Below are 19,590 nucleotides of genomic sequence, written 5' to 3'. Positions count from 1 at the left end.
GCCGCCTCCTCGTCGCGGGGCGCTGTTTTCAGCCTCTTCGATGCGGGCGTAGCTCAGTGGTAGAGCGCCACCTTGCCAAGGTGGATGTCGAGAGTTCGAATCTCTTCGCCCGCTCCATTCCCTCCTTCCCGGGGGGTCGTGGACAGAGACAAGAAAATCGGTGCGCGGGCGTAGCTCAGTGGTAGAGCGCCACCTTGCCAAGGTGGATGTCGAGAGTTCGAATCTCTTCGCCCGCTCCATTTTCTTCTCTCTCCTTTCCCTTGCGTTCGAAATGATCGGTAAGCAGCGGCTTGGCCGTTTGGCCGCGCAGCGCGACATGATCTAACCTCGCCCCTGTCCACTTCGGGGAGCGTTCATGCGCCATCATCTTCTCCGCCTCGCCGCCGGCGCGGCCCTGTCGGCCGTGCTGTTGGCCGGACCGGTCCAGGCGGCCCAGGTCAGCGCCTCGGCCCGCCTCACCGAAGCCGTGAAGGCCTATGAGTCGGTCTCGGCGGTGGACGACGACGAGAGCGCCACCGACGCCTCGCGCTGGCGGTTTCCGCCGGTCGGCCCCAAGGCCGACGCCGAGCGCAAGGCCCGCTACGAGAAGGCCAAGGCCCTGCTGGGCGAGGTCGACGCGGCCGGCCTGACCGACGACGAGAAGCTGACCCGCCAGATCCTGGCCTGGAGCCTGGACGACAAGCTCACCGGCCTGTCGTTCGACGAAAACCGCATGCCGTTCAGCAGCGACGGCGGCTTCGACGTCTCCCTGCTCTATCGCGCCAACGGCATGCGCCTGAAGGACGAGGCCGAGGCGAAGAAGTGGATCGCCCTGCTGGCCCAGAGCCCGGAGTGGTACGCCGCCAACATCGCCGAGGCCCGCAGAGGGATCGCCACCGGCTTCGTCCACGCCCGCTCGACCGCCGAGTCGGTGCTCGACCGCGCCCAGCGGACCGCCGCCACGCCGCTGGCCGAGGATCCGCTGCTGGCCCCGCTGCGCGCCCTGCCCGCCAGCGTGCCGGCCGATCGCAAGGCCGCCCTGATCGCCGAGGGCGAGGCGGTGCTGAAGGCCAAGGTCGCCCCCGCCCGCGCCGGCTTCGTCGCCTTCATGCGGGACGAATATGTGCCGCACGCCGCCAAGAGCCTGGCGGCCTCCGACCTGCCGGACGGCAAGCGCTACTACGCCTTCCTGGTCAAGCGCTACACGACCACCGACATGACGCCCGACCAGGTGCACGAGATCGGCCAGGCCGAGGTGCGCCGCATCCGCGCGCGGATGGAGACGGTGATGAAGCAGGCCGGCTTCGACGGCGACCTGCCGGCCTTCCTGGCCTATCTGCGCAAGGACCCGAAATTCTACGCCACCAGCCGCCAGCAGTTGCTGGAGAAGGCCAGCGAAATCGCCAAGCGCGCCGACGACCAGCTGCCGGCCCACTTCGGAACCCTGCCGCGCCTGACCTACGGCGTGCGCCCCGTGCCGGCCAGCATCGAGAAGGGCTACACCACCGGCCGCTATTTCGGCGGCGATCCCAAGGCCGGCCGGGCGGGCGGCCTGATGATCAACACCTCCGAGCTCGACCAGCGGGCGCTCTACGAGCTGCCGGCCCTGGTGCTGCACGAGGGCGCGCCGGGCCACCACGTCCAGACCTCGCTGGCCCAGGAGCAGGCCGGCCCCGAGTTCCGCAAGAACCTCTATTTCAGCGCCTTCGGCGAGGGCTGGGGGCTCTATTCGGAATGGCTGGGCGAGGAGATGGGCATCTATCGCGACCCCTACGAGCTGTTCGGCCGCCTGTCCTACGAGATGTGGCGCGCCTGCCGGCTGGTGGCCGACACCGGCATCCACGCCAAGGGCTGGAGCCTGGACCAGGCCCGCGCCTGCTTCACCGACAACACCGCCCTATCGCCGACCAATATCGAGGTCGAGCTGAAGCGCTACGTCTCCTGGCCGGGGCAGGCCCTGTCGTACAAGATCGGCGAACTGAAGATCCTGGAGCTGCGCAAGCGGGCCGAGGACCAGCTGGGTCCGAAGTTCGACGAGCGGGCCTTCCACGACCTGGTGCTGCTGGGCGGCTCGACGCCGCTGGCGGTGCTGGACGCCCGCACCGACGCCTGGATCGCCGAGCGTAAAAAGAAGTCGTAAGCGTCACAACGCCCCGGGGTTGACCGCATCGTCGCCCCGGGCCGAACCTCCCCGCCCAACAGAAAAGGGAGGTTTCATGTCCTACGCCTCGAAGTTCGTGATCGGCGGCGCCTTGCTGCTGGCCTTGGCGGCCTGCTCCGACCCGAAGGCCGCCAAGACGCAAACGCCGCCGCCGACCGGTGAAGCCTCCGCCGCCGCGCCCGCCCCGGCCAAGCCGCCCGCCGACCTGCCGGCCGGGGAATACAAACTCGACAAGTCGCACGCCGACCTGTCGTTCAAGCTCAGCCACCTGGGCTTCTCCTGGTACACGGCCCGCTTCACCGACTTCGACGTCAAGCTGAACCTCGATCCCAAGGCGCCGGCCGCCGCCAGCGTCGAGGCCAGCATCAAGACCAGCTCCCTGACCCTTCCCGCTCCGCCGCCCGGCTTCACCGACGAACTGCTCGGCGCCGAATGGCTGGACGCGGCCAAGTACCCGGCCATCACCTTCCGCTCGACCAAGGTCGAGACCACCGGCCCCGACACCGCCGACGTCACCGGCAACCTGACCCTGCACGGCGTGACCAAGCCGGTGACCCTGAAGGCCAAGTTCAACGGCGGCTACGCCGGCTTCCCGCCGATGGATCCCAACGCCCGCATCGGCTTCTCGCTGAGCGGCAGCTTCAAGCGCTCGGACTTCGGGGTCAGCTACGGCGTGCCCAAGCCCGGCTCGACCATGGGCGTCGGCGACGAGGTCACGGTCGCCATCGAGGCCGAACTGCTGAAGCCCAACCCGCCGGCGGCGACCGCCCCGGCCGCGCCCGCCAATCCCTGAATCGAACGTCGATCCCCGTCGGCCGACGGGGATCGACCACCGCTCAGACAAATACAATCAGTGGTTTAAATTCCGACTAGACGCGCGAAATAGGAAAGTTATCCTACAGGAGGAATATCAGCCTAGGCTGATGCTCATGGGCGTCACTGGGGGCGCCGCTCTTGAGGGACCGCCATGCTCGCTCAAATCCTGGAGGAGGCCTGGGCGATCTCGCCCGACCCGCGTCGCGACCGTCTCGCCGCGGCCTTCGTCACCCACGCCGTGGCCCTGGCCACCGGCGTCGCGCCCGCCGACATCGTTTCGGACAAGCGCGCGTCCAAGACCGCCGCTCGCGCGCGGCAGATCGCCATCTACCTGGCCCACGTGATCTTCCACTGGCCGCTGGCCCGGGTGGCCTTCGCCTTCGGCCGCGACCGCACCACCTGCGCCCACGCCTGCCACCGCATCGAGGACATGCGCGAGGACCGGGTGTTCGACGCCCGCATGAGCGCGCTGGAGGCCTGCGTGCGCCAGGCGCCCGAGACCATTCCGGATCTGACCGGCATGGTGTTCGCCAACGCCGCGGGGATCGACCGATGAGCGCCGCCGCCATTGTCGAGCGCGACCTGGAAGCCGAGCACTTGGCCGACCGCGCCGCCCGCCTGCTGGCCCGCGCCGGCTCGGTGATCGAGGCCCGGGGCCTGGCCTACGCCGTGCGCTTCGCCCGTGGGCGCAAGCCGATGCTGACCATCGACGAGGCCGCCTTCCGCAAGCTGATGCACCAGTTGGTCCCGCGCCCCGAGGGCGGCTGGCGACTGGGCCGCGCGCCGCAGCCGATGCCGCCGGGCCGTCCCGGCGTCGTCGAGGGCGAGAAGCTTGTGGTCGAGAACGGCGAAGCCACGACGCACCGCGCCAATCTCGGCGCCGCTCCGCTGGACTGGCTGTTCAGCCGCGGCCTGCTCAGCGCCGTCGAGCGCGCCGCGGGCCAGCGCCTGGAGGCCGACGCCCACGCTTCGGGGCTGCTCGGTCGCCTGACCATGAACTGGGATCCGACGCCGCGCGGCGGCGGTCCGCGCCTGGAGCCCGCCGAGCGCGCGATCGGCGCCAAGGCCCGCATGGCCCGGGCGATGATGGCGCTGGCGCCCGAGCAGCGAGCGATCCTGTCGCCGATCTGCCTGCACGGCGCCTCGCTCCAGGCTACGGAAGTCGCCCTGGGCCTCAAGCCCAGAACGGGCAAGGCCGCCCTGAGGGCGGCCTTGCAGCGCCTGGCGGCGCACTACGGCATGCTGTGAGACGAGGCGGCGGCCGGATCTCGACCGCCGCCTGGCTCAGCGCCTTCAGTGGCTCTGTGCGTGCTTGATGTCGCGCATCTGGTCGTGGCCGGCCTTGACCTTGGCGTAGGCGGCCTCGATGGCGCGGCGGGTCTGCGGATCCACGTCGAGGTCCTGCAGGGCCTTCTCGTACTTGGCCTTGATGTGGTCCTCGCCGTCCTCGACGGTCTTGACCACCGACTCGTCGCCCTTGGTCAGGGAGTCGCGGACGTTCAGGAACACGCGGTGGGCGGCGGCCAGGATGCTGCCGTCGTCGTCGGGCGTGCCGCCCAGGCGGCGCACTTCGCTCTGCAGGTCGGAGACCACGCCGCGACGTTCCTGGGCGCGAGCCTCGAACAGCGACTTGAAGCTGCGGCTCTCGGCGTCGCGGGCGGCGGCTTCATAGCCGTCGGCGCTGTCGATGGTGATCTCGACCAGGCCGTTGACGAGCTTGATGTGGTCTTCGTTCGTATGGGCCATGGGTGAACTCCTGTGGCTTTCGAATGGAGGGACCGCAGCAACGCGGCCCCTCCGCGAAAGGTTCGAAGCGGCGCCTTAAGGCTTTTTCGATTGCAGGAAGGTCCAGGCGGTCCCGGCCGCCGTCAGGGCCGCGCCCCGCGTGCGCTTGTTGATCAGCAGGCCGGCCAGCACCGCCCCGCCCAGCACGGCGACGGCCAGGGGGATGGTGCGGCCGCCCAGCTGGATATCGCGGCCGGCGATGGTCAGCGGCTTCTTGGCCGGACCGCCCACGGCGTAGTCAGCGACCGGAGCCTGGGGTTCAGGCGACTTGGAATGCTGGTCAAGGAAGGTCGAGACCTTGTCCGACAGGGTGTCGATCAGGCCCTGGCGAGCGCGGGCGGGACCAGCGCCGTTCGTGTGGCCAGGATTCAGGGTGGGGTCATAGGCGACCATGGGTCATCTCCGTGTCCGAGAAAGGGGCTCGGTCGGAATAACGCCGTGAGGCCGACGACGATCCGTCAGGTTTCGCGCGAAGGCTTGACCGGCAAGGCCGCGCCGACATGGTCGATGCCCAGTTCGATCGCCCGCGCCGCCTGGCGCTGACGCTCGGCGTAGCGGGCCTTCTGGTCGTCGGTGCGGGTGTCGTGGCAGCGGGCGCAGGACACGCCCTCGACGTATAGCGGCGAGGCCCGCCCCTCTTCCGACACCGGCATGCGGCAGCCCCGGCACAGCACGTGCGAGCCTTCCGACAGGCCATGGCCCACGGCCACCCGCTCGTCGAACACGAAGCATTCGCCGCGCCACAGACTTTCGTCCTGGGGCACCGTCTCCAGGTAGTTAAGGATCCCGCCCTTGAGGTGGAACACATCCTCAACGCCGCGCGCCTTGAGCAGGGCCGTCGACTTCTCGCAGCGGATGCCGCCGGTGCAGAACATGGCCACCTTTGGGGCCGGCGCGGCGGGATCCCAGGTCTGGCGGAAGGCGTCGAACCAGGCGGGGAAGTCGGCGAAGCTGGGCGTGGCCGGGTCGATCGCGCCCTCGAAGGTGCCGCAGTCGACCTCGTAGCCGTTGCGGGTGTCGATCACGATGACGTCGGGCTGCGCGATCAGGGCGTTCCAGCCGGCCGGATCGACGTGGACGCCGTGATTGTGGGCCGGATCGAGGTCGGGCTCGCCCAGGGTGACGATCTCGGCCTTCACCTTGACCTTCAGCCGGTGGAACGGCGGGGCGTCGGCGTCGGCGAACTTCAGCTCCAGCGCCTCGCAGCCCGGCAGGGCGCGGATGTGGGCGATGGCCGCGTCGATGGCCTGGGGCGTACCGGCGATGGTGCCGTTGATCCCCTCGCGGGCCAGCAGCAGGGTGCCCTTGATCTTCAGCCCGCAGCACAGCTTGGCGAGATCGGCGCGGATCGTCTCCGGATCGTCGAAGGTCGCGAAACGATAGAGGGCGGCGATGCGCCATGGCGAGGTCATGGGCGGGCCATAGAAGATGAACGCCCCGGGCTCAAGCACGGCCGGAACCAAGCACGCCGAACGCGGGTTACCGGGCCATGAGCATCCTGATCACCGTCATCATCGCCCTCGTGCTGCTTGGCCTGGCGCTCTACGCCGTCCAACGCTCGCCGATCCCCTCGCCCGTGAACTGGCTGATCCAGCTCCTGCTGATCATCGTGGCCATCGTGTTCATCGGAAACAGGGCGGGCTTCTTCTAGGCGCCCGCCACGGCCGCCGCATCGCGCTGGATGCGGGCCACCATCGACTTGAGGCCGTTGGAGCGCTGCGAGGACAGGGCTTCCGACAGGCCCAGGCGCGCCATGGCGGCCGAGGCGTCGAAGGCGACGATGTCGCCGGCCGCCGCGCCGGAATAGAGCCGCAGCACGATCGCGATCAGCCCGCTGACGATGTGGGCGTCGCTGTCGCCGCGGAAACGGACGGTCCCGTCGGCCTGCGGCTCGCTGACCAGCCACACCTGGCTGGCGCAGCCGCGCACCTTGTTGTCTTCCGAGTGCTCCTCGGGGGTGAGCGGCGCCAGGTCCTTGCCCAGCTCGATCACGTAGCGATAGCGCTCTTCCCAGTCGCCGAGCAGTTCGAACTCGTCGGCCAGTTCGTCGAGGGCGGCGTTGGGGTCGGTGCTCATGGCGCGGCGTTTAGGCGGGCCACGGCCCCGATGCAAGCAATCAGGCGCCCGGCAAGGTCACGATCGCCGTCAGCCCCTGCCCAGGCGCCGACTTCAGCCGCAGCGCGCCGTTCATGGCCCGCGTCAGCAGGTCGACGATCGGCAGGCCCAGGCCCGCGCCCTCGCCGCTGCGGGTCAGGGAGGTGCCCGCCTGCTCGAACGGGCGCAGCAGGCGTTGCAGGTCGCCCTGCTCCACCCCCTCGCCCTGGTCGCGGATCGAGATCTCGACCATGCCGCCGCTGACCAGTTCGGCCTCGATCGTCACCACCCCGCCCGACGGCGAGTGGGCGACGGCGTTCTGCAGCAGGTTCGACAGGATGGTGCGCAGGCCCCGGCGGTCGGCCAGGACGGCGGGCATGCCCACCAGGTCCGGCGCGCTCATCACCACGCCGCGGGCTTCGCATTCGGCGCGCAGCTGGGCCATGACGTCCTCGACCGCCTCGTCCAGCGGCTCGGCGGCGACGTCGAGGTCGGTGACGTGGCCCTCCAGGCGCGCGATCTCGACGATCTGGTTGACCAGCTTGAGCAGCTTCAGGCCGCTCTCGTGCACCAGCTTGGCGTATTCCTTGTACTGCGGCGCGCCAAGCGGGCCGTAGAGCTCGCTGGCCAAAATTTCCGAAAAACCGATGACGGCGTTCAGGGGCGTGCGCAGCTCGTGGCTGACCATGCGCAGGAACGAACGCTTCTGATCATCGAGGGCGGCCTTGCGGCGAGCGCGGGCCGCCGCGCGGCGAAACGTCGCGGTGGGTCCTTCCGAAGGCCGCTGAGCCTGGCGCGAATCAGCACCGCCCGCGCTTTCGGCGAGCTCTTCGGCTGATGTCGAAGCGTCCGCGGACGCCGTCTGAGGCATGTGAAACTCCCGGACCTTCTGTCCGCAAAGGCATTCTGTGCCACCCTGAACCAACCCGCTTACGAATCCGTTTCCGTCCACAAGAAGCTGGACTCGCCCGGTCGCCCCACAATTGTGCGTGCTTTGGAGAAGGGCCGAACCGGGGTTAGGATTCACCAATAACAACAACTTCGAGGCGGACCCGCCCCCTTGGACATCGACCCGGTGCAGACGCGGCAGGATGAAGCCGCCCTCCGCCCCGTCCTTTCGGGGCGGGAGACGGCGCGCGCCTGGCGTCTGGGCTGGCTGGCGGCCGCGCTGCTGGCCGGCGGGGCGGTGGCCTTCGTTCCCGCCTCCACCGGCTGGCCGGTGTGGATCGCCCTGCTGGCCGGCGCCCTGCCCGCCATCGCCGCCCTGCTGCTGGGCGACAGCGAGGACGAGCGCGTCCAGTCGCTGCTGCTGGTCGGCTGGGCCGCCGGCGGCGCCCTGGCCGCGGCCCTGACCGGCGGCGTCTCGGGCGCGATGAGCGCCTGGTGCCTGGCCCCCGTCGCCGCCGCCTCGACCCTGGCCGCCCCGCGCCGCCTGGCCGAGGGCGCGGCCCTGGCCCTGATCGGCGGGGCCATGGCGGCCCTGGTCCAGCTGTCGGGCCTGGCTCCACCCGCTCCGACGGGCCCGACCGCCTTCATCCTCGGTTTCCTGGCCGTGGCCACCACGGGCCTAGGCCTCGCCGCCGGCCTGATGCTGACCCACCGCCGGGCCGGCGAGCGCGACGTGCGCAACCTGTCGGAGCTGACCGCTCTTTCGACCCTGCTCGACGGCCTGCCCTTCCTGGCCTTCGTCGTAACCCTGCAGGGCCGGGTGCGCACCGTGCGCGGCGTCGCCCCCGAGGGCGCGGCGCTGGACCGGATCATGATCGACGGCCTTTCGCAGGCCGCCGTGCCGGGCGAGCGCGCCCGCGTCGACTTCGCCCTGGGCCAGGCCCTGCGCGAACGCGAAGCGGTCCTGACCTTCCCGGCCGCCGAGGCCCCTGAAAAGACCCTGTCCCTGACCCTGCGCCGCGTGGGTCCTGGCGTGCTGGTGGGCGTGATGCGCGACGTCACCGCCGAGACCCGCCACCTGCTGCAGCTGGACCAGGCCCGCAACGACGCCGAGCAACTGGCCGCCGGCCGCGCCCGCTTCCTGGCCAACATGTCCCACGAGCTGCGCACGCCGCTGAACGCCATCATGGGCTTCTCCGACATCATGCGCGCCCGCATGTTCGGCCCCCTGACCGACCGCTACGGCGAATATGCCGAGCTGATCCACGAGAGCGGCCGTCACCTGCTGGACCTGATCAACGACGTGCTCGACATGTCGAAGATCGAGGCCGAGCGCTTCGAGCTGTCGCGCGGCGAGTTCGACGCCCGCGAGGCCGTCAACGCCGCCATGCGCCTGCTGCGCGTCCAGGCCGACAGCGTCGGCGTGCAGCTGCGCGGCGTGCTGCCGCCGGGCGAGCTCGATGTCGACGCCGACCGCCGGGCGCTGAAGCAGATCGTGCTGAACCTGGTTTCCAACGCCCTGAAGTTCACGCCGCGCGGCGGCCAGGTGACGGTCACGGCCGACGGCCACGACGGCATGCTGGAGATCGTCGTCGCCGACACCGGCGTCGGCATCAGCCCCGAGGACCTCGAGCGCCTGGGCCGCCCCTACGAGCAGGCCGGCGGCGTCGACCAGCGCGCCAAGGGCACCGGCCTTGGCCTGTCTCTGGTGCGGGCCTTCGCCCAGCTGCACGGCGGCGAGATGCATGTCGAGAGCCGCCTGGGGGCTGGCACCAGCGTTTCGGTGCGCATGCCCATCCTGCTGGCCGCCCCGGTCGCCCCGCCCGTCCCGGAAAGCCCCACGGCCACCGCTGACGCCATGGAGCAGCTGTTCGAGCCGCCCTCCGAGGGCCAGGCTTCCGAAGAGCCCTTCCTGGGCGAAAACGTCATCCGCTTCGCCCCGCCGCGCTGATACCCTTCTCTCCTTGCGGGAGAAGGTGGCGGCCGAAGGCCGACGGATGAGGGGTCTCTCAGACATCCGACATCGCACCTGGCCTGACCGCTGCACGCGGTGTTGAGTTCTGAGAGACCCCTCACCCGACCTCGCTCCGCGAGGCCACCCTCTCCCGCAAGGGGAGAGGGCACGGCTTTTCGGCCTCCCGTGAAAACTCACGAAAGTTGATGGGGAGGCGCGGAGCGGCCGGGCGGAGCCCGGAGACCGTGATGTGTTTTAGCGTTTCGGCTTCGTCTGACCGCTCCGCCGCACCGTAGGCTCGAAGGACCGGGGGCGCGGGTGCTTTTTCAACCCTGGACCCGGTTGTCCCTCGGACGGGCAGGATCAATAGCCCCGCGGTGATCCGGCGGCGCCTCGGCTGATCCTGTTAGGCCGGTTTGAAACGATCCCGGCCCTGTCGCCCCGCTTGTCTCGTCACGGAACGGCTGGCGGCCCAATCACGCCTTCTGAGCGATCCTGCAAACCCGCCCTTCCCATGACGCCCCAAGCGGCCCCGCTCGATGCGATCCACAGCCGCTAACTCGGGCCGGTACCAAGAGCCCTCCCCATGGCTGGGATGGGGATGATTATGGGGCGGGTTAAGCAGGGGAGGATAAGTTGGGGTTATAAAGTTGTAGGACGTTGAGTTTACTCAACTCTTTTCCGAATACGCCGTGTGAAGAGCGTGCGTAAGGCCCACCCAACTCCGTAAAATCCCCGCGAAAGCGGGGACCCAGGTGTTTTATCGTCGAGCGCCGCGCGTTTCAGAAAAAGCCTGGGTCCCCGCTTTCGCGGGGATTTTACGGAAGGAAGGCCAGCATTGCGGAAGCTGAAAACGGCCCCCCTCCGGCCCTTCGGGCCACCTCCCCCAGAGGGGGAGGATCTCGGGCCCAGATACAGAAAAAGCCGGCCCGCGAACGCGGAGCCGGCTTTTCGTCGCCCTTACGGCGAGACCTTGCGGTCTTACTTCTTCGCGGTGAAACCGGCGAACTTGGCGTTGAAGCGCGAGACGCGGCCGCCGCGGTCCATCAGCTGGGCGTTGCCGCCGGTCCACGCCGGGTGGGTGCGCGGATCGATGTCGAGCGCCAGGTTCGCGCCTTCCTTGCCGTAGGTCGAGCGGGTTTGGTAGCTCGTCCCGTCGGTCAGGGTGACGTTGATGAAGTGGTAGTCGGGGTGAATGTCTTGTTTCATCGGGCGGTCCAACCGACTAGAGGGCGGCGTGAAATGTGAGTGAGCGCCGCCGTGCGGGGTGGCCCTCGAAGACGCGCGGCTATAAAGAACCCGCGCGTTTTTGGCAAGGACCCTGTTGATGAGCGACGTTAACGGCGGCGAGATTTCGGTCGAAGGCCGCCCCGGCGCCGGCGCCGAACTGGCCCAGAGCCTGTCGGAATCGGCCGCCCGCCGCCCGCGCCGCAAGGACATCCGGCCGCTCGCTCATCTGCTGCCCTTCGTGCGCCGCCATATCGGCGACGCCCTGGCCGCCGGCTTCTTCCTGCTGTTCTCGACCGGCGCGACCCTGGGCCTGACGGGAGCGTTCAAGAACGTCATCGACAAGGGATTCGCCAAGGGCGGCGAAGGGGCGGTGAACCACACCTTCCTGACCCTGGCCGCCGTCGCCCTGGTGCTGGCCGTGGCCACGGCCTCGCGCTTCTTCTTCGTCACGCGCCTGGGCGAGCGCGTGGTCGCCGACCTGCGCCGCTCGCTCTACGACCACGTCCTGACCCTGGACCCGGCCTATTTCCTCAAGACCCGCACCGGCGAGGTGCTGTCGCGGATGACCGCCGACGTCTCGCTGATCGACCAGCTGGTCGGGGCCTCGGCCTCGATCGCCCTGCGCAACACCCTCAGCCTGATCGGGGGCCTGGGCTACATGGCCGTGGTCAGCCCCAAGCTGGCGGGCTTCATCGTGCTGATGGTGCCGGTGGTGCTGACCCCGATGTTCTTCGTCGGCCGCAAGGTGCGCAAGCTGTCGGTCACCGCCCAGGACCGCTTCGCCGACGCGGTGGGTTACGCCGGCGAGAGCCTGGACGCGCTGGACACCGTGCAGGCCTTCGTGCGCGAGCGCGAGGCTGGCCGCCGGTTCGGTTCGGCGGTCGAGACGGCCTATGACGCCTCGGTGCGCCGCATCCGCGCCCGGGCCGGCATGACGGTGCTGGTCATGACCCTGGCCTTCGGCGGCGTGACCCTCTTGCTGTGGTTCGGGGCGCGCATGGTGCTGTCGGGCGAGATGACGCCGGGAACGCTCGCCCAGTTCGCCATGCTGGCGGTGATGGCGGCCGGCTCGGTCGGCGCCCTGGGCGAGGTCTGGGGCGACGTGCAGAAGGCCTCCGGGGCCATGGACCGCATCTCCGACCTGCTGAACGCCCGCCCGGGCATCGCCCCGCCGCAAGCGCCCAGGACCCTACCGTCGCCGGTGCGCGGCGAGATCGCCTTCCAGGACGTGGCCTTCGCCTATCCCGGCCGCCCCGACCTGCCGGCGCTCAACGGCTTCAGCTTGACCGTGAGACCCGGAGAGACCGTCGCCCTGGTCGGCCCCTCGGGGGCGGGCAAGAGCACCGTCCTGCGCCTCCTGCTGCGCTTCTACGACCCTCAGGGCGGCGTGGTGCGCCTGGACGGCGTCGACCTGCGCGACGCCGAGCCGGCCGAGGTGCGCGCGGCCATGGCCCTGGTGGCCCAGGACTCGCCGCTGTTCTCCGGTTCGGCCATGGACAACATCCGCTTCGGCCGCGAGGACGCCACCGAGGAAGAAGCCCGCGCCGCCGCCGAGGCCGCCCAGGCCACGGGCTTCATCACCGCCCTGCCCCAGGGCTTCGACACGCCGGTGGGCGAGCGCGCCAAGACTCTGTCGGGCGGCCAGCGCCAGCGCCTGGCCATCGCCCGCGCCCTGGTGCGCCAGGCCCCGATCCTGCTGCTCGACGAGGCCACCAGCGCCCTGGACGCCGAGAACGAGCGGCTGGTGCAGCAGGCCCTCGACGCGGCCATGAGCGGACGGACCACGCTGGTGATCGCCCACCGCCTGGCCACCGTGCTGCAGGCCGACCGTATCGTGGTCATGGACGAAGGCCGCGTGGTCGAGGAAGGCGCCCACGCCGACCTGGTCGCCCGCGGCGGCCTCTACGCCCGCCTGGCGCGGCTGCAGTTCGGGGTGGAGGCGGCTTAGGGCCTTCGCCGTCGTTGACGCCGGACGTCCGCCCGGCGAAAGGTCGCGCTCCACGCATCGGGGGTTGCGCGCATGAACGACAAGCTGGCCGTCCTGAACCCGTTCGCCAGGCTGGCGGACGAAACGCTCGCCCTGCGCGCGGCGCGCGCCGGCGCGATCGGCGCCTGGCTCAGCGCCGCGGGCGGTGTCCTGGCCGCAATCCAGATGTCGCTTCGCTTCGACATCTATGTCGCGGAGATCCGCGATCGCACCCTGGCGCGCGCGGCGAGCCAGGATCCGGCGGCGACGGAACGGATGCTCGACATGATCGAGCCGACCGTGCTCTGGATGGGGATCGGCATGCTGCTGCTTGTCAGCGCCGTCTATGCCGGCCTGGGTTTCGTACAGTGGAGGAAGACGACGCGGCTCATTCCGCTTCTGCTGTTGCTGATCGAGGCTTACGGCCTGCTCGGTTCGGCGACCACCCTGGTCGCCGGTCAGGTCCCCGCACGGCTGACCTCTCCCCTTGAGTTCAGCCTGAACTGGATCATCTCGCTCCTGCCGCTTCCGTTCCTGGTCGCCGGCCTGCGCGGCGGCTTCAGGCTGAAGGCGCTGGGCGCGGCCAAGGCTGGCGTCAGCTCTCCGCCTTCGCCGTCTCCTGCTCCTTGATCAGAGACACGTGGAGCAGCTGCTTGCGGAGCTCCTCGAAGGCGGGCGTGCCGACCAGAGCAGGATCCTGCGTCTCGGCCCAGTCGATCAGCTTCTCCAGCGCCTCGCCGATGCGGCCGATCTGGCGGCCGTAGCTGCCGACCTCGTCGAGCACCCGGGCCTCGACCTCGGGCTTGCCCGACGTGCCGAGATTGACGGTGAACAGGGAAAAGTCGCCGAAGCTCCATGACCACGGATTGATGGTCTGGGTCAGCTGGCGCGGGGCGAGGGAAAGCTGGAACGGTTCGGACATTAGGGGCCTCCCGATCTGGAAGGGCCAGCATGCCGCCTTTGCAACGCTCGCGTGTAACGAATGACGCGGCGGGCCGGCGAAAACGCCGGTCTCGCCTAATGTCGGGTCAGCCGCGCGCGGCGGCGGCCAGGTCCGGGAAGTCGCTGAACACCCCGTCGACGCCGGCGGCGTAGAGCGCCTTCAGCACCGCCGTCGCGTCGCCGGTCTTGGCCAGGTAGTCGGCGGCGGCGGGATCGCCTTTGCGCAGGGTCGCCGGCAGGAAGTAGTTTTCGGCCCGCACCGTCCAGGGATGCACCAAGAGGCCGGCCGCGTGGGCGTCCCGGACCAGCGAGGTGGCCGGCAGCAGAACTTGCGCGTCCTGCGGGACCACCATGGTCTTTTCCGGACCCAGGCCGTCGGCATAGGCCGCCACGCCTTTCAGGCCCTCGGGCGTGACGAGGTCGGCGTACTTGACGCTGGGCAGGTCGGCCGGGCCGCCCTGGCCGGCGACCAGCAGGACGAGGCGCGCGGCGGTCTTCAGGCGCAGGGTCTTCAGCGGCCCGACCTCGAAGCACTGGACGAACACCGGGGCGGTCTTGGAGTTGAGCTCGTTGCGCTTCAGCGCCTCGACCATGCGGCCTTCGATCGGCAGGCCTACCGAGGCGAAATAGGCCGGATGCTTCATCTCCGGATAGACGCCGATCGTGCGGCCGACGCGCTTGCTCTCCGACCGGGCGAAGGCGACGACCTCGTCGAAGGTGAGGACCTGGGCCTGGCCGTCGAAGGCGGCGCTGGCCGGACGCAGCTGCGGCAGCCGCTCGCGGGCGCGCAGGGTCTTGATCTCGGCCAGGGTGAAGTCTTCGGTGAACCAGCCGGTCAGGCTTTCGCCGTCGATGGTCTTGGTCGCCTTGCGGGCGGCGAACTCGGGACGGGAGGCGACGTCGGTCGTGCCGCCGATCTCGTTCTCGTGGCGCACCACCAGGTGGCCGTCCTTGGTGACGACGAGGTCGGGCTCGATGAAGTCGCAGCCCTGCTCGATGGCCAGGCCGTAGGCCAGCAGGGTGTGCTCGGGGCGATAGCCCGAGGCGCCGCGGTGGGCGATGACGATCGGCTTGCGCACGCCGGCGCGGACCATGGCGGGGATCATGCTGGCGCCCATCGTACCGGCGAGGGCGGCGGTCGTCATGGCGCGGCGGGTCAGTAGGGTCATGGCCGCTGATTAGCGCGCGGATGTGACGGTTTGGCGAGGGGCGTGCATCGCTTCGGCGACGCCCTGCCCACGAAAAAGGCTCCGGAACCTCGTCCCGGAGCCTTGGTCGTTCAGCGGTGGGAAGAGCCTCAGCCCGCCGCGTGCAGGGCCTTCAGCACCAGGGGATGCAGGTCCTGGTTGGCGGCCAGGATCGAGGCGCCTTGCACGGGGTCGCCGTGCTCTTCGATGGTCGAGACCTTGCCGCCCGACTCCTGGACCATCAGCACGCCGGCCGCGACGTCCCAGGGCTTCAGGTTGCGCTCCCAGAAGGCGTCGAAGCGGCCGGCGGCCACCCAGGCCAGGTCGAGCGCGGCGGCGCCGAAGCGGCGCACGCCGGCGACCTTCTGGGTCACCTGGTGCAGTTCCTTCAGGAACTGACCGTGGCCAGGCTTGCCGATGAACGGCACGCCGGTGGCCAGCACGGCCTCGTCCATGTGCTTGCGGGCGGCGACGCGCAGGCGCTTCTCGGCGCCGAGGAACGCGCCCTTGCCCTTCTCGACCCAGAACAGGTCGTGGGTGATCGGGTTGTAGGTGACGCCGGCGACGACCTCGCCCTCGCGCTGCAGGGCGATGTTGACCGCGAAGTGCGGGATGGCGTGCAGGAAGTTGGTGGTGCCGTCCAGCGGGTCGACGATCCAGGTGTGGGTCTTGTCGGTGCCCTCGATCAGGCCGCGCTCCTCGCCGAGGAAACTGTAGCCCGGACGCGCCTTGCTGAGGATCTCGAACAGGGTCTGCTCGGCCTTGAGGTCGGCGTTGGTCACGAAGTCGCCCGCGCCCTTCTTGGAGACCTGCAGCTCGGAGACTTCGCCGAAGTCGCGGGCCAGACCCCGGGCGGCCTTGCGCGCGGCGTCGATCATCACGTTGAGAAGGGCGGAAGGCGTGGGCACGGGCGGATATCCTATGGAATTCCCTGTACCGACGCGCGGACGCGCGGCGGCGGGAGACGGACGATGGCAGTGGGAAAGAGCGGGCGCGGAACCTAGACGCGGGGCCGCGCGAAGGCAAGACGGGGCGAATTGTCGCGGTCAACCCTGCGTCGCTTGAAAAAGGGGACCGATCGGTCAATTTTAGGGGCGGCAATTGATCCAGCGCAAAGCGAGGGGTCAGGCCACGCGCAAACTACGCGCATAGAAGGAGTCCTCCCCCAATGACCAACATGACCAAGTTTCCCCTGATCGCCGCCGCCGCGGCCGCCCTGCTGGCCCTGGCCCAACCCGCCGCCGCCGAGGTTCCCCTGACCGCGGCCACCCACGCCGCCGCCGGCGCCTCGCAGCGCATTTCGGTGACCGGCAAGTCCTCGACCGTGGTCAGCGAAGAGCTGACCCGCGCCGCCCGCCAGGTGTGCACCGCCGCTCTCAAGAGCAGCCGTCACCCCAACTACGCTTCGTGCGTGACCGAGACCCTCGGCCAGGCCCGCGCCGACTACGCCGCCCTGCGCTCGGCCGCCACCAGCGCCGCCGAGTAAGGCCTTCCCCGCCGCGCCGCCGGGATCCCTCCCCGGCGGCGTAAGCCGCCAAAGGCAGAAAAAGGCCGGCGCGGAATTCGCGGGAAAAAAGCTCGCGGCCATGTCACGTCTGGCGCCTTCGCCTCGTCCTGTCGGGCAAACCGAGGGATCGACCATGAGCGCCGCCGACACGATCTTCGAAGATCGCCGCCCCGCCATGACGGGCCTGGCCTATCGCATGCTCGGCTCGCGGGCCGAAGCCGAGGACGTGGTTCAGGACGCCTGGCTGCGCTGGCGCGAGGTCGAGACGGCCGAGATCGGCAACCCGGCCGGCTTCCTCAACCGCGTGGTCTCGCGCCTGTGCCTAGATCGCCTGAAGTCGGCCCGCGCCCGGCGCGAGCTCTATGTCGGCGAGTGGCTGCCCGAGCCGGTGGTCGATGTCGACGAGACCTTCGGCCTGGGCGAGAACCTGACGGTGGCCTTTCTGCTGGCGCTGGAGCGCCTGACCCCGCTGGAGCGGGCCGCCTTCCTACTGCACGACGTGTTCGACACGCCTTTCGCCGAGATCGCCGCCACGCTGGACCGCTCCGAGGCCGCCGTGCGCCAGTTGGCCGCCCGGGCCCGCGAGCACGTCAAGGCCGGCAAGCCCCGCTACAAGCCCAGCGCCGATGAGGAGCGCCGCCTGACCGAGGCCTTCGTGGCCGCCGCTCTCAGCGGCGACGCGGCGACCCTGCGCGGCCTGCTGGCCAAGGACGTGGTGATGCACGCCGACGGCGGCGGCAAGGTCTCGGCGACCATGAACCCGGTGTTCGGCCTCGACAACGCCGTGCGCCTGCTGGAAGGCATCGCCCGCAAGTGGCCCCATCCGGACGGCACGACCGCGCGTCTGGCCCGCATCAACGGCCAGCCGGGGGTTGTGATGGCCCACGACGGGGTGGTGTTCCAGACCATGGGCCTGGACATCGTCGACGGCCGCATCGCCGCCGTCTACACCATGCGCAACCCCGACAAGTTGGCGCGGGTGGCTCCATAGAAGACCCCCTCCGGCCCTCTGGGCCACCTCCCCCAGAGGGGGAGGATCTGATCCGACGCCTCGCCAGCAAGATGCTCCCCCTCTGGGGGAGCTGTCGCGGAGCGACTGAGGGGGCCGGCGCGAGCCCCTAAGGCAGCGTCGCCTTGGGCAGGCTGTCCTTGGTCTCGCAGGCCATCTTGCCGGCCTTGCCGGCGGCGCCGGAGATGTCGTCGAGCTTGGCCTCCTTGCGCCAGTTCTTGGGCAGGCCCTTGTCGCCGGCGAAGTCCATGCCGAGGTCCATCCATTTGTCGGCGGCGCAGTCGAGGGCGAAGATCATGATCGGACCCTTGCCGGCCGGCCACGACTTGTAGGGCCCGCCCGCGCCCTTGCCCTCGGCGATGCGCAGGACGACGAGGCCTGAGCTTTCGTCCACTCTCAGGAAATCGGCGTCGTAATAGGTCTTGGCCTCGCCGGGGGCCGGTTTCCAGCTTTCTCCCAGGGCCGGCAAGGCCAAGCCGAGCATGGGTACGCTAAGCAAACACGCTACGAGCCGCTTCTTCATGGCGGTCCCTCCCCGTTATCGTTCGCTGGGGAGGAGGCTATGCCTGCTCAGGGACAGTCGCAAGAACGCCGTTATGCAACCTGAGAAACCCATTCCCAGGTCGTGGAAGCTAGCGGTAAGTCGGATCACCGCTCATCCGCTCGCCGCTCCCCAATCCGCCTCTCCCCGCGCAGGCGGGGATCCAAGCTGACTTTCCGGAGGAGGCGAGGCCGTGGATCACCTACGGACTCGGCTTGGATCCCCGCCTTCGCGGGGATGCTCGGTGAAAGGTGAGCTCAATCTAACGAGGATCCGTCCCCCGAGGGACAACTACGCCGAAGACCGTCAGCCCCGGGCGGCGAGCCCTTCGGCGATGGCCGCGTTGAGCGCCGCCACGGCCGCGTCCGGGCCTTCGGGATGGGACCACACCCCGCCGGAGACGGCCAGGAAGTCGGCGCCGGCGCTCGCCAGCGGCGCGGCGTTGGCGGCGGTGATGCCGCCGATGGCCACGCAGGGGACCTCCATCGTCTCCTGCCAGATCGACAGGATGTCGGGCTCGGCGACGATCGGCGCGTCCTTGGTGGTGGTCGGGAAGAAGGCCCCGAAGGCCACGTAGTCGGCCCCGGCCTCGGCGGCCTCCATGGCCAGGTGCCGGCTGTCGTGGCAGGTGACGCCGACCATGCGGTCCTTGCCCATCAGCTTGCGGGCGGTCGCATAGGGCGTATCGCCCTGCCCCACGTGCACGCCGTCGCAGTCGAGGCGGGCGGCCAGATCCGGACGGTCGTTGAGGATCACCGCCACGTCGTGGACGCGGGCGATCGGCGCCAGGGCCTCGACGGCGGCGGCCACGACGTCGTCGGGCACGTCCTTGAGGCGGATCTGCAGGGCCGCCACGTCGCCGCCCTCCAGGGCGCGGGCCAGCTGACGGCCGAAGGCGGCCAGGTCCGGCAGGGACGGCGGGGTGATGAGATAGAGGCGGCAGTCGAGCGTCATGCGCCGCCTTTACGCCGATTTGAGGCGGAGCGCGACTTTGGGGAGCTGGAAGCCGCGGAGACCCCCACCATCCAAACCGCTAGTTCCCCGCGAAGGCGGGGACCCAAGCCGACTTTCAGGATGAGGCGCGCGCCGCGAAAGGCCCGTCGCCTCAGCTTGGATCCCCGCCTTCGCGGGGATGCACGGATGAAAGGGCGAGCCTTCAGCCAACACTCCGCACCCAACCCACTCGCCTGTGACGACGCGCCGCTGCGAACTCGACTGAGAGTCAGTTGCAAACCGGTGGAAAACTGTTAGATGAGAATGACAATCATTCGGTAGGGCGTTCTTTCCTTGTACGTCTGCAATTGTAACGGCATCCGCCAGCGTGAAGTCCGCGCCGCGATCGACGCGGGCGCGACCCGGCCGGCCGACATCTTCCGCCACAAGGGCTGCCAGGCCCAGTGCGCCAAGTGCGTGTGCGAGATGCGCCAGATGATTCAGGAATCCCGCGAAGCTCTGGCTTTCGCCGCCGAATAAGGCGTCTTGCGACGCAAAGTCGCCGATTTCCAGTAACCGCGAAGCACTCTCACGCTTT

Annotated in this window: 22 protein-coding genes and 2 tRNA genes; 13 read left to right on the top strand and 11 right to left on the bottom strand. The window is 69.6% G+C overall.

Annotation, left to right across the window (positions count from 1 at the left end; all coding sequences use genetic code 11):
* The first annotated feature begins 42 nt into the window (after nt 1-42).
* The 6 genes from AC2YHT_RS05325 (at nt 43) to AC2YHT_RS05300 (ending at nt 4,204) form a co-directional block, all read left to right on the top strand.
* Nucleotides 43-117, top strand: a tRNA-Gly gene (locus tag AC2YHT_RS05325).
* Between the two features lie 47 nt (nt 118-164).
* Nucleotides 165-239, top strand: a tRNA-Gly gene (locus AC2YHT_RS05320).
* A gap of 116 nt (nt 240-355) precedes the next feature.
* A complete protein-coding gene (locus AC2YHT_RS05315) occupies nt 356-2,119 on the top strand; it encodes a DUF885 domain-containing protein (RefSeq protein WP_487288542.1) in 1,764 nt (587 codons plus the stop codon).
* Nucleotides 2,120-2,195: 76 nt separating this feature from the next.
* The gene (locus AC2YHT_RS05310) at nt 2,196-2,933 is read left to right on the top strand and encodes a YceI family protein (RefSeq protein WP_487288541.1); all 738 of its coding nucleotides are present in this window, start codon (nt 2,196-2,198) and stop codon (nt 2,931-2,933) included.
* A gap of 174 nt (nt 2,934-3,107) precedes the next feature.
* Complete coding sequence (locus AC2YHT_RS05305; protein WP_487288540.1) at nt 3,108-3,512, top strand: helix-turn-helix domain-containing protein; 405 nt, start codon at nt 3,108-3,110, stop codon at nt 3,510-3,512.
* The gene (locus tag AC2YHT_RS05300; protein WP_487288538.1) at nt 3,509-4,204 is read left to right on the top strand and encodes a DUF6456 domain-containing protein; all 696 of its coding nucleotides are present in this window, start codon (nt 3,509-3,511) and stop codon (nt 4,202-4,204) included. The genes AC2YHT_RS05305 and AC2YHT_RS05300 overlap by 4 nt, the downstream gene beginning before the upstream one ends.
* 45 nt (nt 4,205-4,249) lie before the next feature.
* Here the strand turns inward: AC2YHT_RS05300 and AC2YHT_RS05295 are convergent, their stop codons facing one another.
* The 3 genes from AC2YHT_RS05295 to trhO form a co-directional block, all read right to left on the bottom strand.
* A complete protein-coding gene (locus tag AC2YHT_RS05295) occupies nt 4,250-4,702 on the bottom strand; it encodes a PA2169 family four-helix-bundle protein (protein ID WP_487288537.1) in 453 nt (150 codons plus the stop codon).
* 75 nt (nt 4,703-4,777) lie between these two features.
* Nucleotides 4,778-5,134, bottom strand: coding sequence for a hypothetical protein (locus tag AC2YHT_RS05290; protein WP_487288536.1), 357 nt, complete (start codon nt 5,132-5,134; stop codon nt 4,778-4,780).
* A 65-nt stretch (nt 5,135-5,199) separates the two neighbouring features.
* Complete coding sequence (trhO, locus tag AC2YHT_RS05285) at nt 5,200-6,153, bottom strand: oxygen-dependent tRNA uridine(34) hydroxylase TrhO (protein WP_487288535.1); 954 nt, start codon at nt 6,151-6,153, stop codon at nt 5,200-5,202.
* Between the two features lie 77 nt (nt 6,154-6,230).
* On the opposite strand from trhO, the gene AC2YHT_RS05280 reads away from it, so the two are divergent.
* Nucleotides 6,231-6,392, top strand: a complete 162-nt coding sequence (locus AC2YHT_RS05280; protein ID WP_162839355.1) for a hypothetical protein — start codon at nt 6,231-6,233, stop codon at nt 6,390-6,392.
* Here AC2YHT_RS05280 and AC2YHT_RS05275 read toward each other — a convergent pair.
* Nucleotides 6,389-6,817, bottom strand: a complete 429-nt coding sequence (locus tag AC2YHT_RS05275; protein WP_487288534.1) for a SufE family protein — start codon at nt 6,815-6,817, stop codon at nt 6,389-6,391. The genes AC2YHT_RS05280 and AC2YHT_RS05275 overlap by 4 nt on opposite strands.
* A 40-nt stretch (nt 6,818-6,857) precedes the next feature.
* The gene (locus tag AC2YHT_RS05270) at nt 6,858-7,706 is read right to left on the bottom strand and encodes a sensor histidine kinase (RefSeq protein ID WP_487288533.1); all 849 of its coding nucleotides are present in this window, start codon (nt 7,704-7,706) and stop codon (nt 6,858-6,860) included.
* Nucleotides 7,707-7,895: 189 nt separating this feature from the next.
* Between AC2YHT_RS05270 and divJ the strand changes: the two genes are divergently transcribed.
* The gene (gene divJ / locus AC2YHT_RS05265) at nt 7,896-9,674 is read left to right on the top strand and encodes a cell cycle sensor histidine kinase DivJ (RefSeq protein ID WP_487288532.1); all 1,779 of its coding nucleotides are present in this window, start codon (nt 7,896-7,898) and stop codon (nt 9,672-9,674) included.
* 984 nt (nt 9,675-10,658) lie between these two features.
* Here divJ and rpmE read toward each other — a convergent pair.
* Nucleotides 10,659-10,886 carry a 50S ribosomal protein L31 gene (gene rpmE, locus AC2YHT_RS05260; RefSeq protein ID WP_110121023.1) on the bottom strand — a complete coding sequence of 76 codons (228 nt, stop codon included), beginning with the start codon at nt 10,884-10,886 and terminating at the stop codon, nt 10,659-10,661.
* 115 nt (nt 10,887-11,001) lie between these two features.
* Here rpmE and AC2YHT_RS05255 point away from each other — a divergent pair, with 115 nt between their 5' ends.
* Nucleotides 11,002-12,855, top strand: coding sequence for an ABC transporter transmembrane domain-containing protein (locus AC2YHT_RS05255; RefSeq protein ID WP_487288531.1), 1,854 nt, complete (start codon nt 11,002-11,004; stop codon nt 12,853-12,855).
* A 72-nt stretch (nt 12,856-12,927) separates the two neighbouring features.
* Nucleotides 12,928-13,503, top strand: coding sequence for a hypothetical protein (locus AC2YHT_RS05250; protein ID WP_487288530.1), 576 nt, complete (start codon nt 12,928-12,930; stop codon nt 13,501-13,503).
* Here AC2YHT_RS05250 and AC2YHT_RS05245 read toward each other — a convergent pair.
* From AC2YHT_RS05245 to AC2YHT_RS05235, 3 genes are all read right to left on the bottom strand, one after another.
* Nucleotides 13,469-13,795 carry a hypothetical protein gene (locus AC2YHT_RS05245; RefSeq protein WP_487288529.1) on the bottom strand — a complete coding sequence of 109 codons (327 nt, stop codon included), beginning with the start codon at nt 13,793-13,795 and terminating at the stop codon, nt 13,469-13,471. The two genes, AC2YHT_RS05250 and AC2YHT_RS05245, sit on opposite strands and share 35 nt — an antisense overlap.
* Nucleotides 13,796-13,901: 106 nt before the next feature.
* Nucleotides 13,902-14,984, bottom strand: a complete 1,083-nt coding sequence (locus AC2YHT_RS05240) for a glycerophosphodiester phosphodiesterase (protein ID WP_487288527.1) — start codon at nt 14,982-14,984, stop codon at nt 13,902-13,904.
* A 128-nt stretch (nt 14,985-15,112) separates the two neighbouring features.
* Complete coding sequence (locus AC2YHT_RS05235; protein WP_487288526.1) at nt 15,113-15,910, bottom strand: inositol monophosphatase family protein; 798 nt, start codon at nt 15,908-15,910, stop codon at nt 15,113-15,115.
* A gap of 269 nt (nt 15,911-16,179) precedes the next feature.
* On the opposite strand from AC2YHT_RS05235, the gene AC2YHT_RS05230 reads away from it, so the two are divergent.
* Together AC2YHT_RS05230 and AC2YHT_RS05225 are read left to right on the top strand one after the other, a co-directional pair.
* Nucleotides 16,180-16,488: a hypothetical protein gene (locus AC2YHT_RS05230; RefSeq protein ID WP_487288525.1), complete on the top strand. Its 309-nt coding sequence runs from the start codon at nt 16,180-16,182 to the stop codon at nt 16,486-16,488.
* A gap of 154 nt (nt 16,489-16,642) precedes the next feature.
* Nucleotides 16,643-17,500: a sigma-70 family RNA polymerase sigma factor gene (locus AC2YHT_RS05225; protein WP_487288524.1), complete on the top strand. Its 858-nt coding sequence runs from the start codon at nt 16,643-16,645 to the stop codon at nt 17,498-17,500.
* Nucleotides 17,501-17,627: 127 nt separating this feature from the next.
* On the opposite strand, the gene AC2YHT_RS05220 is transcribed toward AC2YHT_RS05225, so the two are convergent.
* Complete coding sequence (locus AC2YHT_RS05220; RefSeq protein WP_487288523.1) at nt 17,628-18,041, bottom strand: hypothetical protein; 414 nt, start codon at nt 18,039-18,041, stop codon at nt 17,628-17,630.
* Nucleotides 18,042-18,365: 324 nt separating this feature from the next.
* On the bottom strand, nt 18,366-19,013 hold the full coding sequence (gene thiE, locus AC2YHT_RS05215) for a thiamine phosphate synthase (RefSeq protein ID WP_487288522.1): 648 nt from the start codon (nt 19,011-19,013) through the stop codon (nt 18,366-18,368).
* A 333-nt stretch (nt 19,014-19,346) separates the two neighbouring features.
* Between thiE and AC2YHT_RS05210 the strand changes: the two genes are divergently transcribed.
* Nucleotides 19,347-19,532 (top strand): (2Fe-2S)-binding protein, encoded by a 186-nt coding sequence (locus AC2YHT_RS05210; protein ID WP_110121027.1) that lies wholly within the window; start codon nt 19,347-19,349, stop codon nt 19,530-19,532.
* The last annotated feature ends 58 nt before the right edge of the window (nt 19,533-19,590 follow it).

The sequence above is a fragment of the Caulobacter sp. SRI_008 genome, assembly GCF_057586355.1.
This window is presented reverse-complemented; position numbering and strand designations above follow the sequence as displayed.

Excerpts from the sequence above, each read along its gene's own strand:
- AC2YHT_RS05300 (WP_487288538.1), top strand. The coding sequence starts at position 3,509 with ATGAGCGCCGCCGCCATTGTCGAGCGCGACCTGGAAGCCGAGCACTTG.
- AC2YHT_RS05250 (WP_487288530.1), top strand. The coding sequence starts at position 12,928 with ATGAACGACAAGCTGGCCGTCCTGAACCCGTTCGCCAGGCTGGCGGAC.
- AC2YHT_RS05290 (WP_487288536.1), bottom strand. The coding sequence starts at position 5,134 with ATGGTCGCCTATGACCCCACCCTGAATCCTGGCCACACGAACGGCGCT.
- thiE (WP_487288522.1), bottom strand. The coding sequence starts at position 19,013 with ATGACGCTCGACTGCCGCCTCTATCTCATCACCCCGCCGTCCCTGCCG.
- AC2YHT_RS05225 (WP_487288524.1), top strand. The coding sequence starts at position 16,643 with ATGAGCGCCGCCGACACGATCTTCGAAGATCGCCGCCCCGCCATGACG.
- AC2YHT_RS05305 (WP_487288540.1), top strand. The coding sequence starts at position 3,108 with ATGCTCGCTCAAATCCTGGAGGAGGCCTGGGCGATCTCGCCCGACCCG.
- rpmE (WP_110121023.1), bottom strand. The coding sequence starts at position 10,886 with ATGAAACAAGACATTCACCCCGACTACCACTTCATCAACGTCACCCTG.
- AC2YHT_RS05245 (WP_487288529.1), bottom strand. The coding sequence starts at position 13,795 with ATGTCCGAACCGTTCCAGCTTTCCCTCGCCCCGCGCCAGCTGACCCAG.
- AC2YHT_RS05230 (WP_487288525.1), top strand. The coding sequence starts at position 16,180 with ATGACCAAGTTTCCCCTGATCGCCGCCGCCGCGGCCGCCCTGCTGGCC.
- AC2YHT_RS05315 (WP_487288542.1), top strand. The coding sequence starts at position 356 with ATGCGCCATCATCTTCTCCGCCTCGCCGCCGGCGCGGCCCTGTCGGCC.
- AC2YHT_RS05240 (WP_487288527.1), bottom strand. The coding sequence starts at position 14,984 with ATGACCCTACTGACCCGCCGCGCCATGACGACCGCCGCCCTCGCCGGT.
- AC2YHT_RS05295 (WP_487288537.1), bottom strand. The coding sequence starts at position 4,702 with ATGGCCCATACGAACGAAGACCACATCAAGCTCGTCAACGGCCTGGTC.
- AC2YHT_RS05275 (WP_487288534.1), bottom strand. The coding sequence starts at position 6,817 with ATGAGCACCGACCCCAACGCCGCCCTCGACGAACTGGCCGACGAGTTC.
- AC2YHT_RS05270 (WP_487288533.1), bottom strand. The coding sequence starts at position 7,706 with ATGCCTCAGACGGCGTCCGCGGACGCTTCGACATCAGCCGAAGAGCTC.
- AC2YHT_RS05220 (WP_487288523.1), bottom strand. The coding sequence starts at position 18,041 with ATGAAGAAGCGGCTCGTAGCGTGTTTGCTTAGCGTACCCATGCTCGGC.
- AC2YHT_RS05310 (WP_487288541.1), top strand. The coding sequence starts at position 2,196 with ATGTCCTACGCCTCGAAGTTCGTGATCGGCGGCGCCTTGCTGCTGGCC.
- AC2YHT_RS05280 (WP_162839355.1), top strand. The coding sequence starts at position 6,231 with ATGAGCATCCTGATCACCGTCATCATCGCCCTCGTGCTGCTTGGCCTG.
- trhO (WP_487288535.1), bottom strand. The coding sequence starts at position 6,153 with ATGACCTCGCCATGGCGCATCGCCGCCCTCTATCGTTTCGCGACCTTC.